This window comes from Plantactinospora sp. BB1, from assembly GCF_003030385.1.
Taxonomy (GTDB): domain Bacteria; phylum Actinomycetota; class Actinomycetes; order Mycobacteriales; family Micromonosporaceae; genus Plantactinospora.
The window spans coordinates 4,399,498-4,413,779 of record NZ_CP028159.1; the positions used below are offsets into that span (position 1 = coordinate 4,399,498).

13 protein-coding genes are annotated in these 14,282 nt (G+C 72.7%); 5 read left to right on the forward strand and 8 right to left on the reverse strand.

Annotated elements, in window-relative coordinates; translation table 11 throughout:
• Positions 1-125: 125 nt before the first annotated feature.
• Complete coding sequence (locus C6W10_RS19300; RefSeq protein WP_107259287.1) at positions 126-437, reverse strand: hypothetical protein; 312 nt, start codon at positions 435-437, stop codon at positions 126-128.
• A gap of 325 nt (positions 438-762) precedes the next feature.
• On the opposite strand from C6W10_RS19300, the gene C6W10_RS19305 reads away from it, so the two are divergent.
• Positions 763-1,782, forward strand: a complete 1,020-nt coding sequence (locus C6W10_RS19305) for a DUF2267 domain-containing protein (RefSeq protein WP_107259289.1) — start codon at positions 763-765, stop codon at positions 1,780-1,782.
• A 158-nt stretch (positions 1,783-1,940) separates the two neighbouring features.
• On the opposite strand, the gene C6W10_RS19310 is transcribed toward C6W10_RS19305, so the two are convergent.
• Positions 1,941-3,239, reverse strand: a complete 1,299-nt coding sequence (locus tag C6W10_RS19310) for an NAD(P)/FAD-dependent oxidoreductase (protein ID WP_107259290.1) — start codon at positions 3,237-3,239, stop codon at positions 1,941-1,943.
• 163 nt (positions 3,240-3,402) lie between these two features.
• Here C6W10_RS19310 and C6W10_RS19315 point away from each other — a divergent pair, with 163 nt between their 5' ends.
• Both C6W10_RS19315 and C6W10_RS19320 read left to right on the forward strand, forming a co-directional pair.
• Positions 3,403-4,857, forward strand: a complete 1,455-nt coding sequence (locus C6W10_RS19315) for a M20/M25/M40 family metallo-hydrolase (RefSeq protein WP_107259292.1) — start codon at positions 3,403-3,405, stop codon at positions 4,855-4,857.
• 156 nt (positions 4,858-5,013) lie between these two features.
• A complete protein-coding gene (locus C6W10_RS19320; protein WP_234359723.1) occupies positions 5,014-5,397 on the forward strand; it encodes a hypothetical protein in 384 nt (127 codons plus the stop codon).
• 103 nt (positions 5,398-5,500) lie between these two features.
• On the opposite strand, the gene C6W10_RS38655 is transcribed toward C6W10_RS19320, so the two are convergent.
• The 6 genes from C6W10_RS38655 to C6W10_RS19350 all read right to left on the reverse strand — a co-directional run bounded on the left by C6W10_RS38655 (position 5,501) and on the right by C6W10_RS19350 (position 11,876).
• Entirely contained in the window at positions 5,501-5,974 is a 474-nt protein-coding gene (locus tag C6W10_RS38655; RefSeq protein WP_159104649.1) for a hypothetical protein, read from the reverse strand.
• A 286-nt stretch (positions 5,975-6,260) separates the two neighbouring features.
• On the reverse strand, positions 6,261-6,980 hold the full coding sequence (locus C6W10_RS19330; RefSeq protein ID WP_107259298.1) for a VOC family protein: 720 nt from the start codon (positions 6,978-6,980) through the stop codon (positions 6,261-6,263).
• 60 nt (positions 6,981-7,040) lie between these two features.
• Positions 7,041-9,050 carry a cytochrome c oxidase subunit I gene (gene ctaD / locus C6W10_RS19335; protein WP_107259299.1) on the reverse strand — a complete coding sequence of 670 codons (2,010 nt, stop codon included), beginning with the start codon at positions 9,048-9,050 and terminating at the stop codon, positions 7,041-7,043.
• Between the two features lie 114 nt (positions 9,051-9,164).
• The gene (locus C6W10_RS19340) at positions 9,165-10,340 is read right to left on the reverse strand and encodes a zinc-dependent alcohol dehydrogenase (RefSeq protein ID WP_107259300.1); all 1,176 of its coding nucleotides are present in this window, start codon (positions 10,338-10,340) and stop codon (positions 9,165-9,167) included.
• On the reverse strand, positions 10,337-10,798 hold the full coding sequence (locus C6W10_RS19345) for a hypothetical protein (RefSeq protein WP_107259301.1): 462 nt from the start codon (positions 10,796-10,798) through the stop codon (positions 10,337-10,339). The genes C6W10_RS19340 and C6W10_RS19345 overlap by 4 nt, the downstream gene beginning before the upstream one ends.
• A 178-nt stretch (positions 10,799-10,976) precedes the next feature.
• Positions 10,977-11,876, reverse strand: coding sequence for an aminoglycoside phosphotransferase family protein (locus C6W10_RS19350; RefSeq protein WP_234361928.1), 900 nt, complete (start codon positions 11,874-11,876; stop codon positions 10,977-10,979).
• Between the two features lie 103 nt (positions 11,877-11,979).
• Between C6W10_RS19350 and C6W10_RS19355 the strand changes: the two genes are divergently transcribed.
• Positions 11,980-12,984, forward strand: coding sequence for a hypothetical protein (locus C6W10_RS19355; RefSeq protein ID WP_199853685.1), 1,005 nt, complete (start codon positions 11,980-11,982; stop codon positions 12,982-12,984).
• Positions 12,985-13,086: 102 nt separating this feature from the next.
• The gene (locus C6W10_RS19360; RefSeq protein ID WP_159104650.1) at positions 13,087-14,226 is read left to right on the forward strand and encodes a low temperature requirement protein A; all 1,140 of its coding nucleotides are present in this window, start codon (positions 13,087-13,089) and stop codon (positions 14,224-14,226) included.
• Positions 14,227-14,282 lie beyond the last annotated feature (56 nt).

Here is a 14,282-nt window from a genome sequence, read left to right on the forward strand (position 1 = left end):
TCGGACGGCGGTTCAGCCGGCAGTTCGGGCAAGGCTCGGACGACAACTCGGGCCTGTTCAGGCGGCGGTCCAGGCGGCAGTTCGGGCTGGTTCAGCCGAGTTCAGACGGCAGTTCAGGCGACGGTTCAGACGGCTTTCAGCCGGGCCGGCTGGCGGGTCGGCTCGATGCCCAGCTCGTCCGGCCGGGCGGCGTCCTCCGGCGCACCGCTGTCGGGCGGCTGGAAGAGGTAACGGACGAACTCGCCACCCGTCTCGTTCTCCTCGGAGCCGGGCCACTGGCCGACGGCGTCCACCCCGATCACCTCTCGACCGCCCTCGTCGGTCTCCTCCAGCAGCGCCCAGAGCGACACCGGATAGCAACGGGTGGTGTCCGGGGCGAGCCGCCAGCGGGCGTACCAACCGGGCCGGGCGGGGACGATCTCGACGATCCTCTTCACGGTGGCCTCCTCCGGCGGTACCTGCGCGTCCCGGGCCGAAGACGTGGGTCCCGGGCAGCCCGATCATCGACGTCGGTCGGGTGAGTGCCCCTCACCCCGGCCGGATGAGTTGCCGGGAGCCGGCGGCCGGATCCAACCGGGTTTCGTCGATGCCCGGTCGGGAAGGCGGTTGGTCGCACCGCGGGGCGTACGGTCGGCCGGCGCACGCGGCGGCCGGCCCCGCCCGGTGGTGGCGAGACGCGGAGCGAGCCGAGGTGGACCCGGATCGGCCGGTACGTCCGGTACGACTCGGGGCTCACGACGACGAGCGCAGCGAGGAGACGGCATGAGCGGGAAGCAGATGGAGGGCGACAACCAGCGGCGCCGTACCCTGGCCCGGCAGGCCCGTCAGCGGGGCCGGCGGCCGAGCGAGGTCGGCGCGACCTTCGGCGCGGACAGGCAGCTCACCAGCCTCGACCGGAGCCGTCGGGACGGTCCGCCACCGGCCGGTGCGCGCAAGCCGAGCACCGAGCGCGGCGGTCCGACCACTGCGCCGCCGGCACCGGCCGAGCGCCCCATGCCGGCCCCCGACGAGCTGGTCGGCACGACCACCGCCGAGGTGCCGGTGATCGCGTACCGGGATCTCGTCTCCGACATCGGGCGCCGGGCCGGCGTCGACTTCGAACAGGCCCGCGCCGCCGCCGGAGCCACCGTGGCGGCGCTGGCCCGGGCGCTGGACACCGCAGACCGGCAGCGGCTGCTCGACGCCGTACCGAACCAGTTGCACGACGACGGCGCGATGGCTGCCGGCGACCGGCGCCGCGACCTGGCCGGCTTCCTCGACGAGGTGGCCCGGTCGACCCATCGCAGCCCGGAACAGGCCCGGTACCAGGCGCAGGCGACGTTGAGCGCGCTCGCCGCACAGGACGGCGGGCTGATCGACTCGTTGCACCTGCCGCCGGAGCTGCGGGAGCTGCTCGGTCCACCACCGGCCGGCGGCGGGCTGGTCGACCCGGCCGGGGCCACCGCCGCGCTGACCGACGACGAACTCCGGGACGCGCTGGCGACCCTCCCCTACTGGTCCGGCGACCGGCGCGGGCTGACCCGCACCATCGAGCTGCCGCCGGAGAACCTGGACCGGGTGCTGGGCCGGCTGGCCCGGCTGCGGCCGGAGACCGGGCGGGGGCCGACCATCGGCCGCGAGTCACCACAGTCGGCGGTGCTCACCGTCCGGACCCGTTCGCTGGACGCGGTGACCGCGCTGGACGTGACGCTCGCGCACCAGATCGACGACGCGATCGACGAGGTCGGCGCCGGGATGGCCGCCCCGCCGGAACGGGCCCCAGGGCCCCGCTTCGGTCCGTGAGCCGCCACGGCGTCCGCCGGCCCGCCACCCTCGACGGTGGCGGGCCGGCAGCGTCGACGACAGACCGCGCACGCTGACGGCGGGCCGCGCACGCGTTGACGGCAGGCGCGCGCGTTGACGGCGGGCCGCGAGGGCGTTGACGGCGCGGGCCGGCAGGGTCAGCGGCGGGCCGGCAGCTCCGGGGAGGCGCTCTCCAGCGGTACGGCGTGTGCCGGCACCAGCCCGAGTTGGATCGCCTGGCGGGTGAAGGCCGCGTCCAGCAGCCAGTCGGCGCTGACCCGGGCCCGGTTCGCCGGCAGCGCGATCAGGTGGTAGCCCCGGGTAACCGCCTTGGCGGGCAGCCCGGAAAGCGGCACGTGCACCGGGTTCGCGGCCGCGTCGGTGCCGCCGAGATCCACCACGAACCCGAGGTCGTGGTGCCGGTACGGCCGCCGCTTGCCCTGCCCGTACGAGGCGGCGACGTTGTGCGCGGCCAGTTTGCCCTGCCGCTGGGCGTGTTGGGCGGTCATCGCCGTCACCTCGCCCGGCCGGGTCAGGTCGGGTACGGCGGCGGCGTCCCCGCAGGCGTAGACGTCGGGGAAGCCGGGCACGTTCAGGAACTCGTCGACCACCAGCCGCCCCTTCTCGGTCGGCAGTCCCAGGTCGGCCACGAGCGGGTCGGGGCGGACGCCGACACACCAGATCAGCGAGCGGGTCGGGACGTACTCGCCGTCGCTGAGTCGTACCCCGTCGGCCGTCGCCTCCGAGACCGTGGTGCCCATCCGGACGTCCACGCCCCGCGCGTCGAGCACCCGGCGGGCGGTCTCCGACATCCGCCGGTCGAGTTCCGGCAGTACCCGCTCGGCGAGGTCGAGCAGCATCCAGCGCGGCCGTACGCCGAGCCGCGGATGCTGGGCGGCGAGCGCGTCGGTGAAGAGCTGGCCGTGCGCGGCCACCTCGGTCCCGGTGTAGCCGGCGCCGACCACCACGAAGGTGCTCCGGGCGTCCCGCTCCGCCTCGTCGTCGGTCGCCTCGGCCAGCTCGACCTGGCTGACCACGTGGTCGTGCAGGAAGAGCGCCTCCGGCAGGCCCCGGAACCCGTGCGCGTGCTCGGTGACCCCGGGGATCGGCAGCAGCTTGTTGACGCTGCCGACCGAGATGATCAGTCGGTCGTAGTCGAGCTGTCCCGGGTCGCCCTCGGCGCCGGTGTAGTCGACCCGCTTCGCCGCCAGGTCGATGTGCTGCGCCTCGCCGATCACCACCCGGACCCCGTTGAGGGTGCCGGCGAGGGAGACCGAGACCCGGCTCGGCTCCAGGATCCCGGCCGCCACCTCGGGCAGCAGCGGCAGGTAGAGGAAGAAGTCGGTCGGGTTCAGCAGCACGACCTCGGCCCGGCCGTTGGCGATCCGGGACAGGCTCTTCGCCGCGTGGTAGCCGGCGAACCCGGCCCCGACGATCACAACGCGCGGTTTGGTCATGAGAACGCCCGTTCCCGGGCATCGGCCGGGCAAACCCACCGGTGGGCGTACCCGGCGGACCGGGCCCGAGCGGGCGGGACGGGTCCGGACGGCGGCAAACCGGGCGAAGAAAGACGATCATGCCCGTTGACAGTCCCGGCTCGCATTGATGACGATGCCTGGCATGACATCCCAGGACTCCCGAGGCGACGGGCCCACGAAGCCGAGCCGCCGTACGTTCCTGTCCGCCGCCACCGTCACCGCGGCCGCCGCAACGGTCGCCGCGCCGCTCGCCACCGGTTCGGCCGCCTCCGCCACCACCGGCGGCGGCTCGTCCGGGCCCGGTCGGCCGATCCGGCCCCAGTCACCCGACCGGGAGCTGCGGGAGCTGCTCCGGGAGATCGACCAGCGGCGGATCGAGGCGATCGTCCGCCGGCTCGCCGAGTTCGGTACCCGGCACACCCTCTCCAGCCAGGACGACCCGGTCCGGGGCATCGGGGCCGCCCGGGACTGGATCTACGAGCAGATGCGGGGTTACGCCGCCCGGTCCGGTGGGCGGATGACTGTGGAACTCCAGTCGTACGTCCAGGAGCCGGCCTCCCGGATCCCGGTGCCGACCCGGATCACCAACGTGGTCGCCACGCTGCGCGGCGAGACCTCGCCGGAGCGGATCTACGTCGTCACCGGCCACTACGACTCGCGCTGCACCGACGTCATGGACGCCACCAGCGACGCGCCGGGCGCCGACGACGACGCCTCCGGGGTGGCGGTGGCGATGGAACTCGCCCGGATCATGGCGACCCGGCGCAGCGAGGCCACCATCGTCTTCGCGGCGGTGGCCGGCGAGGAGCAGGGCCTCTACGGCTCGGGGTACATGGCCCGGCAGTACCGGGCGGCCGGTGCCGACGTACAGGGCATGTTCAGCGACGACATCGTCGGCAGCTCGACGGCGGACGACGGCACCCGGGACCGGCGTACGGTCCGGCTCTTCGCCGAGGGCGTGCCGACGGCCGAGACGCCGGCTGAGGCGAACACCCGGCGCTCCGTCGGCGGCGAGAACGACTCGCCGAGCCGGCAACTCGCCCGGTACGTCAGCGACGTGGCCGACAACGACAGCACCGGGATGCGGGTCCGGGTGATCTACCGCCGGGACCGCTACCTGCGCGGCAGCGACCACATCTCCTTCCTGGAGCAGGGCTACCCGGCCGGCCGGTTCACCGAGCCGAACGAGGACTTCGCGCACCAGCACCAGGACGTCCGGGTGGTCGACGGCAAGCAGTACGGCGACCTGCCGGAGTTCTGCGACTTCGAGTACATCACCCGGGTGGCAAAGGTGAACGCGGCGGCGCTCTGGTCCCTGGCCCAGGCCCCCGGTACGCCGAAGGGCGTCACCATCGTCACCACGAACCTGACCAACGACACCGAGCTGCGCTGGACCCGGGGCACCGAGCCGGACCTGGCCGGTTACGAGATCGTGTGGCGGGAGACCACGGCGCCGGAGTGGACCCACGTGATCCCGGTCGGCGACGTCACCACGGCCACCATCGACCTGTCGAAGGACAACGTCTTCTTCGGCGTACGCGCCGTCGACCGCGCCGGGCACCGCAGCCCGGTGGCGTTCCCCCGCCCCGGTAGCTGAGTACGCCGGCGGCGTCGCCTCGCGGGCCGACCGCCGTCACCCGTCCCGCCCGGAGCGGTCGGCCACCGGGCGGGACGGGCCGGACCTCACTATGCTCTCGATCGACATGCGTGGGTTCGCGTTCGTGGCGCCGGTGGAGGAGACCGTCCCGTGATCATGGCCTTGCTGCTCGATCTCGCCAACATCCTCGGCGGTTTCCTGCTCGCCGTCGCACTCCTGCGCCGGCTGCCCCGGGTCGGCGACGACCTCGGTCGCTTCGCCGCCCGGGTCGCGCCGTTCGGCTGGGTCGTCGGGATCGTCGCCCTGGTGGCGGGCGGCTATTACCTCATCGTCCACCTGGTCTCCGGGCCGCGCCCGTTCCACTTCGAGGTGGTCGGGATCGGCGTCGGCCTCGCCCTGCTCTGGGACAGGTTGACCGGCCGGCAGGCGCCGCGGACCGGGGCGGACGGCGCGGCGACCGGGGTCGGGCTGCTACTCGCGGTCTTCGGCCTCATCGCCATCATCGTCGGGATCCAGGGCCTCTTCACCCCGGACGGCTGAGCCGGCCCGCCCGTTCCGTCCGTCCCGCCCGTTCCGTCCGTCCCGCCGCTCCGGGCACCGTGACGCGGGGCACCGGTCGTCGGCTGGTCACCGGGGCACCCGGTCACCACCAGGCGGTGCACTGGAACGGTGTGGCGTACGGGAAGGACTGGCCGCAGGCCTGGAACCGGTAGCTGGGGTTGCTGCTGGTGGTCTTCGCCGCGCTGGTCTTGGTGCGGCCGGTGGCGTCGACGAGGAACGGACCGCACTGCACGTGGATGTTCGCGCCGCCGTCGACACTCCAGTTCAGCCAGACCCGATCGCGGGCGTAGGTGCCTCCGTCGATCATCGCCCAGCCGCGCTGCGCCCCGGCGACCGTACCGTAGTAGAGGCGGACGACGGGACCGCCGGGCAGCGTCACCGGCGCGACCGCCTGGGTGCCGCGCAGCGTGTCCGGGATGTCGCGGAAACCGTTCGCGCCGCGCTCGCAGTCGGCCGCCGTCCGGGGCGTGGGAGTCGCCGCGGACGCCTGGGGCGCGGCGGCGAACACCGCGACGAGCGACGCCGTCAGCACGGCCGCCAACACTCGGGTTCTCATCAGGGATCCTCCTGTTCGGATGGGTTCCGCTGGCGAGAACGTAGCGCCGACCGGCTTCAGACCGACTTCAGCCGCGTCGATGCCGCCCGCCGGCACGGGACCGGCGGGCGGCTACGACGTTCCTGCGACGGCGGCCGCCTCCCCCTGGGAAAAGGCGGCTCCCGTCTCCCCCGGGCGACTACGACGTCCCGGCCCACTACGGCGCTCGGGGCGGCTACGACGGCCCGGCCCACTACGGCGCTCGGGGCGGCTACGACGTCCCGACCGACTACGGCAACTCGGGCGACTACGGCATCTCGGAACGGGTCAGGCAGAACGGCTTGTCGGCCGGGTCGGTGTAGACCCGGAACGTCCTGCCGCCACCGGGCTGCCGGGTCGCGCCCAGGGCGAGCACCGCCGGCTCCGCGACGTCGAAGTCCTCGACGACCACGTCGAGGTGGAACTGCTGCGGGTGTGCCGGGTCCGGCCAGCGCGGCGGACTGTAGTCGGCCACCTGCTGGAACAGCACCGGCTGCTCGCCGTCGTTGCCGACCATCGCCATGCCGTCGCCCTCGTAGGTGACCGGCTTGCCGAGCAACTCGGCGTAGAAGGCGCTGAGCACCTTTGCGTCCGGGCAGTCCAGCATCACGCCCATCAGGGTGGTCTCGGGGTTGTCCGCCTTCAGGCAGAGGTCGAAGGGATGCCCCGCCGGGTCGGCCACCGTGTACCACGCCTCGTTCTTGGCCAGCAGCGTCCCGCCGAGGCCGACGGCCCGGTCGAGTGCGGCGTCGAGGTCCGGCACCCGCAGGTCGAGATGGGCCTGCTGCGGCCGCTCCTGGCCGGGCCAGCGCGGCGGTTGGTGGTCCGGCGCCAGTTGCAGGCCGACCTGCCAACCGTCGGGCGTGTCGAGCGTGATCCAGTCGTCGTCGACGCCCGACGCCACCCACCCGGCCAGCCCCCGGTAGAACGCGGCAAGCCTCTCGATGTCGGGCGCGTCGAGCACCACCATCTCCAGCTTTCCGATCATCAGTCACTCCCTGGTCTCGTCGTCCGCCCGCATCCTGGCGGCCGGGTACGACAAAACCGGTTACCGCGCCTCGTCGTCGCCCTCCTCGTCGCCGCCGGGGTCCCGCCACCGTTTCGAACTCGGTCCGGTGCGGTCGGCGTCGAACGGGTTATCTGTCGCCTCCTCGGTCTGCTCGAAGCTCGGCCGGCGGACCTGCTCCGGATCGGGTACCTCCACCGGCCGGGCGCCGGACTGCTCCGGCGGATAGTGCCCGACCGTCTCCCGGGCACCCTCCGCGCCCTGCACCGTCGGCGGCTCGGGCGTACTGCGCTCGCGGTGCATCTCGTCCCGGATCCGCTGCGGCGGCTCGGCGGCCCGCTGCGGCAGGTCCCGGCCGAGGTCGGCGACGAGCGGGCCGTACTTCGCGTCGAAGGCGGGCCGCTCCGACCGGATCTGCGGCATCCGGTCGAAGTTGCGCAGCGGCGGCGGGGAGGTGGTCGCCCACTCCAGGCTGTTGCCGAAGCCCCAGGGATCGTCGACACCGACCAGCCGGCCGAACCGCCACGACTTCCAGACGTTGTAGATGAAGAAGAGCGTGGAGGCGCCCAGGATGAACGAGCCGATGGTGGAGACGGTGTGCAGCGTGGTGAAGCCGTCGGTCGGCAGATAGTCGGCGTACCGGCGGGGCATCCCCTCGTTACCCAGCCAGTGGTGCACCAGGAACGTGACGTGGAACCCCACGAACATCGTCCAGAAGTGCACCCGGCCGAGACGCTCGTCGAGGAGCCGGCCGGTCATCTTCGGGAACCAGAAGTAGACCCCGGCGAAGGCGGCGAAGACGATCGTGCCGAAGAGTACGTAGTGGAAGTGGCCGACGACGAAGTAGCTGTCGTGGGTGTGGAAATCCGCCGGCGGGCTGGCCAGCAGCACCCCGGTCAGCCCGCCGAAGAGGAAGGTGACCAGGAACCCGATCGAGAAGAGCATCGGCGTCTCGAAGGTCAACTGCCCCTTCCACATCGTGCCGATCCAGTTGAAGAACTTGATCCCGGTCGGTACGGCGATGATGAACGTGAACGCCGAGAAGAACGGCAGCAGTACCTGACCGGTGGCGAACATGTGGTGCGCCCAGACGGTCATCGAGTAGAGGAAGATGACGACGATGGCGAGGACCATGGTCTTGTAGCCGAACAGCGGCTTGCGGCTGAAGACCGGGATGATTTCGCTGATGATGCCGAAGAACGGCAGCGCCACGATGTAGACCTCGGGATGGCCGAAATACCAGAACAGGTGCTGGTAGAGGATCGGTCCGCCGGTCTCGGCGGCGTAGACGTGCGAGCCGAGTACCCGGTCGGCGAGCAGGGCCAGCAGCGTCGCCGCCAGCAGCGGGAAGACGACGACCGCCATCAGCGCGGTGATCAGCATCGCCCAGGTGAAGAGCGGCATCCGGAACATCGTCATGCCCGGCGCCCGCAGGGTCAGGGTGGTGGTGATCAGGTTGACCGAGCCGAGGATGGTGCCCAGTCCGGAGAGCACCAGGCCGACCACCCAGAGGTTGCCGCCGGCTCCCGGAGTGTGCTGGTAGAGGCTCAACGTCGGGTACGCGGTCCAGCCGAAGTCGGGCCCCCCGCCGGGCATGAGGAAGGCGCCGAGCACCATCAGGCCACCGAAGAGGTACAACCAGTACGCCAGCGCGTTGAGCCGGGGGAACGACACGTCCGGGGCACCGATCTGCAACGGCACCAGGTAGTTGCCGAAGGCGAACGCCAGCGGGGTGGCGAAGAGCAGCATCATGATCGTGCCGTGCGAGGTGAAGAGCTGGTTGTACTGCTCCGGCGAGAGGAACTGCATTCCCGGGCGCGCCAGCTCGGCCCGCATCAGCAGCGCCTCGATCCCCGCCGCGATGAAGAAGCCGAACGACGTCGTCAGATAGAGCAGCCCGATCTGTTTGGCGTCGGTGGTGCCCAGCAGGCGGATGAGTTGGCTGCCCCGCACCGCCTCCCGGACCGGCCCGGGATATCCGCCCGAGCGGGCGGGGGCCAGGATCAGCCGTCCGGGGTCCTGTCCGGGTTCGGTGGTTACCCGTTTCCGCATCGCGGCTCATCCCATCGAAGAACGCAGTGGCAGGGCGGGAATGGCTCCGGCGCCGGGTCCCGGCCCGGCGCCGGGTCCCGGCGTACGGAGCTGCTGGCGGCGAGCCCGGGCAGCTCAGCCGGCGGGTTCGAAGACGACCCGTACACAACCGTCGAGCTTCTGCTTGAACATGTCGTAACCGCGCGGCGCCTGGTCCAGCGGCATGGTGTGCGTCGCCAGGTGCTCGGTCACCAGCTCGTCCCGGGCCATCCGTTCCAGCAGCATCGGGATGTACCGCTGGCCGTGCTGCTGCGCGCCGCGCAGGGTCAGCCCCTTGTTCATCAGCGCGCCGAGCGGGAACTTGTCCACCATTCCGGCGAAGACGCCCAGGACGAAGACGCTGCCACCCTTGCGGCAGTGGTAGATCGCCTCCCGGGCCGCCACCGGGCGGTCGGTCTCGATCCGCAGCTGCTGCTTCACCTGGTCGTACCAGAGCTGCGGACCACCGCTGTGCGACTCCATGCCGACCGCCTCGATGCAGACGTCCGGTCCCCGGCCGCCGCTGCGTTCCAGCAGCTCCCCGCCGATGTCCTGCCGCTCGTAGTCGAGCGTCTCCACCCCGAGGTGCCGCTCCGCCATCTCCAGCCGGTCGCTCAGCCGGTCGATCACGATGACCCGATCGGCGCCGAGCAGGGTCGCGGCGCGGGCCGCCATCTGCCCGACCGCTCCGGCGCCCCAGATCGCCACGACGTCGCCGGGTCGCACGCCGCCGAGGTCGGCGCCCATCCAGCCGGTCGGGGCGGAGTCGGAGGCGAAGACGGCCCGCTCGTCGGTCACCCCCTCGGGGACGGCGAAGGCGCCCTGGTCGGCGTAGGGCACCCGGATGTACTCGGCGTGGCTGCCGGCGAAGCCGCCGAGCGCGTGTGAGTACCCGTAGCAGCCGCCGGGGGCGAACCCCCAGACGTTCTCGGTGATCGCGGGGTTGGTGTTCCCGTTGTCGCAGAGCGAGTACTGCTGCTGCTGGCAGTACCAGCACTTGCCACAGGAGACGAAGGAGCAGACCACCACCCGGTCGCCGACCCGGTGCCGGCGCACCTGCGAACCGACCTCGACGATCTCACCGAGGAACTCGTGCCCGATCACGTCGCCGCGCTCCATGAACGGCACGTACCCGCCGAGCAGGTGCAGGTCGGAGCCGCAGGTCACGGTCCGGCGCACCCGTACGATGGCGTCCTGGTCGTTGCGGAGCTGCGGGTCCGGCACCTGGCGTACGGCGAGCTCGTTGGCCCCTTCCCAGACGAGTGCCTTCACAGCCGGCCCTCCCGGCGCCCGTGTCGGGTGACCACCTGAAGTGGCTTGTTCAGCGGGGTCGTCTCGGTGGTCGGCGGATGGTCGGGGTGCAGCACCTCGCTGGTCTCGATGAGCTGCTTCGCCTCCCGCAGCGCCGCCCGGATCGCCTGCTCGGGGTCGCGGCCCATCGCCCGCCGCACGACGTCGACGGCGGGGAGCCGGGCGCCGTCCCTGAGCCGCACCGCGATCTCGGTACCCCGGTCGCCGGCCGCCGGCCGGAGCTGGATCTCCACCGCGTCGCCGAGCCCGGTCAACGGCTCGGGCAGCTGGCCGTCCGCGCCGATCCTGTCGACCGGGCGGTTGACCGTGGCGACGTGCCAGCGCCGTTTCCGGCGGCCGACCAGGCGCTGCGGCCACTGCCCGTCGCCCTCCTCCGACCTGCCGAGCAGCCGCCGGGCGACGTATCCACCGGCGACCATTGCCGCCCCTGTGACCAGCCACCGCATGTGTCGGCCCCCGTCGACGTCGAATGCTGACGCGGGGCGTCGCGGTGAAACAGCGGGCCCCACAGGGCAAACCCTCTCACAACGGACGCAAGACGCAGGGTGGATCCGGATAGTTCGCCCGGCCGATCCGGCTAGGGATCCGAGCAGCGTCTCACGGGAGGCCCGGACCGGAGTCGAGGTCGCCCAGAACCTCTTCGATCGTGTGCCGGGCCTCCGCCGCGTACCCGGGTGCCCGGTCCCGGTAGTAGGGCAGCGCGATGAGCGCGATCGACAGCGCCCGGCCCCGGGCCCGCCGCCAGGTGGCGTCGTCGACGTCGACCGCCGCCCGGAACGCGTCCCGGACGCCGGCGGGCAGCAGGTTCCAGGCGACGATCAGGTCGCAGGCCGGGTCGCCGACGCCCACGGTGGCGAAGTCGATCACCGCGCTGAGCCGCCCGTCGACGGTGAGCAGGTTGCCCGGCATCAGGTCGGCGTGCACCCAGGTGGGCGGGCCCGCCCAGTCGGGCGCGCCGACGGCGTCGTCCCAGACGGCGGTGGCCGCCTCCGGGTCGACGCTCCCCGCCAACCGGGCGATGGCGTCCCGGGTCGGCACGTCCAGCGCCGCCAACGGCCCACCCCGGTACGCCGCCGGCCCGTCCGGCAGCCGGACGGAGCGGAACGCGCGGACGAAGCCGGCTAGGTCGGCGGCGAGTTCCTCCGCCGCGGTGAGCCGGCCGGGCACCGGGTTGGTGCCGGGCAGCCAGCGCAGCACCGACCAGGTCCACGGGTACCCCTCGGCGGGCTGCCCCACCGCCAGCGGTGCCGGCACGGCGACCGGCAGGTACGGCGCCAACCGCCGCAGCCAGCGGTGCTCCTCGGCCTCCTCGCCGGCCGCCCACGGCACCCGGCAGAGCCGCACCACCAGCTCCGGGCCGAGCCGGAACAGCGCGTTGACGGTGCCGGAGGCGGCCACCGGACGCACGGGCAGATCCGCCCACTCGGGGAACTGCCCGGCGACCAGCCGGGCGACCATCTCCGCCGAGATGTCGATCTCATCCTCGTGCATCTTCACAACGGGCAAGACAGCTCTCCTGATCGAGGGGCAGACTTGCGGCAGCATCGCCGATCGGCCGGCCCCCGGGCAACCAGGTTCGGCCGTCGCGGCGGTCACGTCGATGTTCCAGCTCACCCGCGCCCGGGACAGGAGGACCCTTGCCGTCGACCTCGAAGCCACCGCGCCGGCCCGGCTTTCGCGCCGTCGGGTCGTCCGGCTGGCGCCCGAACCCGGCGCCCCGGCGGCCGGCGGGGCGCGGATGACCGACGACAGCACCGAGGCCCGTCCCGGGCTGGCACCGGGTGCCCGCTCGCCGGTCGGCACCATGTTCGCGGCGCTCTACGGCGGGTTGACGCCGCATCCGTGGCGGGACCCGGACGACACCCGGGACGCGTACGCGCTGTTCTACGACCGGTCGCTCGCGATGGGCTGGCTCGACGACGTCGGCGGGGTCGTCCAGATCACCGACGCCGGCCCCCGGGAGCGGAGGACCGGCGCACCGGGCCTGTGGGGCATGAACGACGCCGGGCAGGAGCACCCGCTCGCCCTCCCCGGCTCGTCCCTGGTCGCGTGGTTCCAGGTGGGGGTCGAGCCGCTGCCGGTCGACCGGCCGCTGCCGGTGCAGCCCTTCCTGCGCTGCGCCGGTGACGTGCTCGCCCGGCTCGGCACCCTGGACCTGCGGGCGGTGCAGGTGCTGCTGCCCGTGCAGGGCCTCGACCCCGCGTCGTCGCCCCCGGAGTACGCCGGGATGCCGTCGCTGCGCACGGCCGGCTGGTTCGGCGCCGGTGACCCGGGGTCGCGTACGCCGGTCCGGGTCACCCTCGACGGCGGCCGCGCCCCGGCCATCACCTCGGCGGCACCGCTGATCCGGGAGCGGATCGGCCGGCCGGACCAGGACGTCTTCGCGTGCGAGTCGTCCTCGCTGGTCGATCACGACCCGCTGGCGACGGCACCGCCGTTCGACGACGCTCTCTGGAACGGCCCGCCCCGGCACCGGGTGACCTTCCACGGCACGCTCGCCGAGTGGTCGCTCGACGCGCTCGGCTGGCTGGCCGGCTTCCTCGCCGACCTGGCCGCCGGGCAGGGGGTCGACACCCCGCTGCTGTTCACCGCCGGCCGGCCCTGACCGGGCCACCCCGGCAAGCCCGCCCGGCCGAACCGGATTCTCCGTGCCCACCGTCCCGATATGGTGTGCCGGTGCCCTCCTGAGCAGCCGAGCGACAAGGGTGTGACCTGGGAGGAACTCTTCTTCGATCTGGCCTTCGTCTTCGCGCTCACCCAGTTCTCGCACGTACTGCACGACGACCACACCTGGGCGGGTGTCGGCAAGGCCCTGATCCTCTTCGTGACGGTCTACTGGATCTGGGGCGGCGCCGGTCTCTACACCGACCAGCAGAACGTCAGCATGGTGTCCGGCCGGATCGTGATACTCACCCTCGGCTTCGCCAGCGTGCTGCTGGCGATGACCGTTCCCGAGGCGTACGGCGACCGTGGTCTGCTCTTCGTCGGCGCCGCGCTGGGCGCCCGGATCCTGCTCGGCGTCGTCTCGCTGCGCAACCTCCCCCGCTGGCGGGCCTTCTTCCTCAGCCCGCACGGGGTGGTCGTGGCGACCGCCCCGTTGCTGCTGGCCGGTGCGCTCTCCCAGGGCACGACCCGGATCGTGCTCTGGGCGGTCGCCGCCGCCCTCGACGTGTTGAGCCCCTGGTTGGCCGCCCGGACGGTACAGCTGGTCCGGGTGCAGCCACGGCACTACGCGCACCGCTACGGATTGTTGATCATCCTCGTCCTCGGCGAGTCGGTGATCCAGCTCGGGGCGGCGGCCGTCGAGCAGCCGCTGACGGGCGCCCGGCTGCTGGCCATGGCGGCCGGGTACGCCCTGATCGCGGCCCTCTGGTGGACGTACTTCGGCTACGGCGTGCACGCCTTCCGGTCCGCGCTGGAGCGGTCCGGGGGCCAGGAGCAGGCGCGGCTGCGGCGGGCGATCCTGATCTACTGCCACCTGCTGTTCAGCCTGGCGATCATCGCGATCGCCGACGGCGTGGCCGAGGTCGTGATGGCCCCGGCCGAGTTGCTGACCGACAGCGAGATGACCCGGCTCGTCGGCGGCTGCGCCCTCTTCCTGGGCACCTTCACCTACACACACTGGCGGATCCACCGGAAGATCGCCTGGCGGCGGTTCGGCGTGGCCGTCGCCTGCTTCGGCCTGTTGCCGCTGGTGGCACTCCTCCCCGCCATCGCCGCCCTCGGGCTGCTGATCCTGCTCGTGGGCGGGCTCGCCGCGATGGAGGAGATCTTCCGGCACCGCAATGCCGACCCCGGGAACACCTTCCGGGACGAGATGGACCGGGGCCCGGTCACGCAGGAGTGACGCCGGCACCCGGTGCCGTACGTTGTGTTTCCGGGACGGCCGGTGGCGGGCCCGCC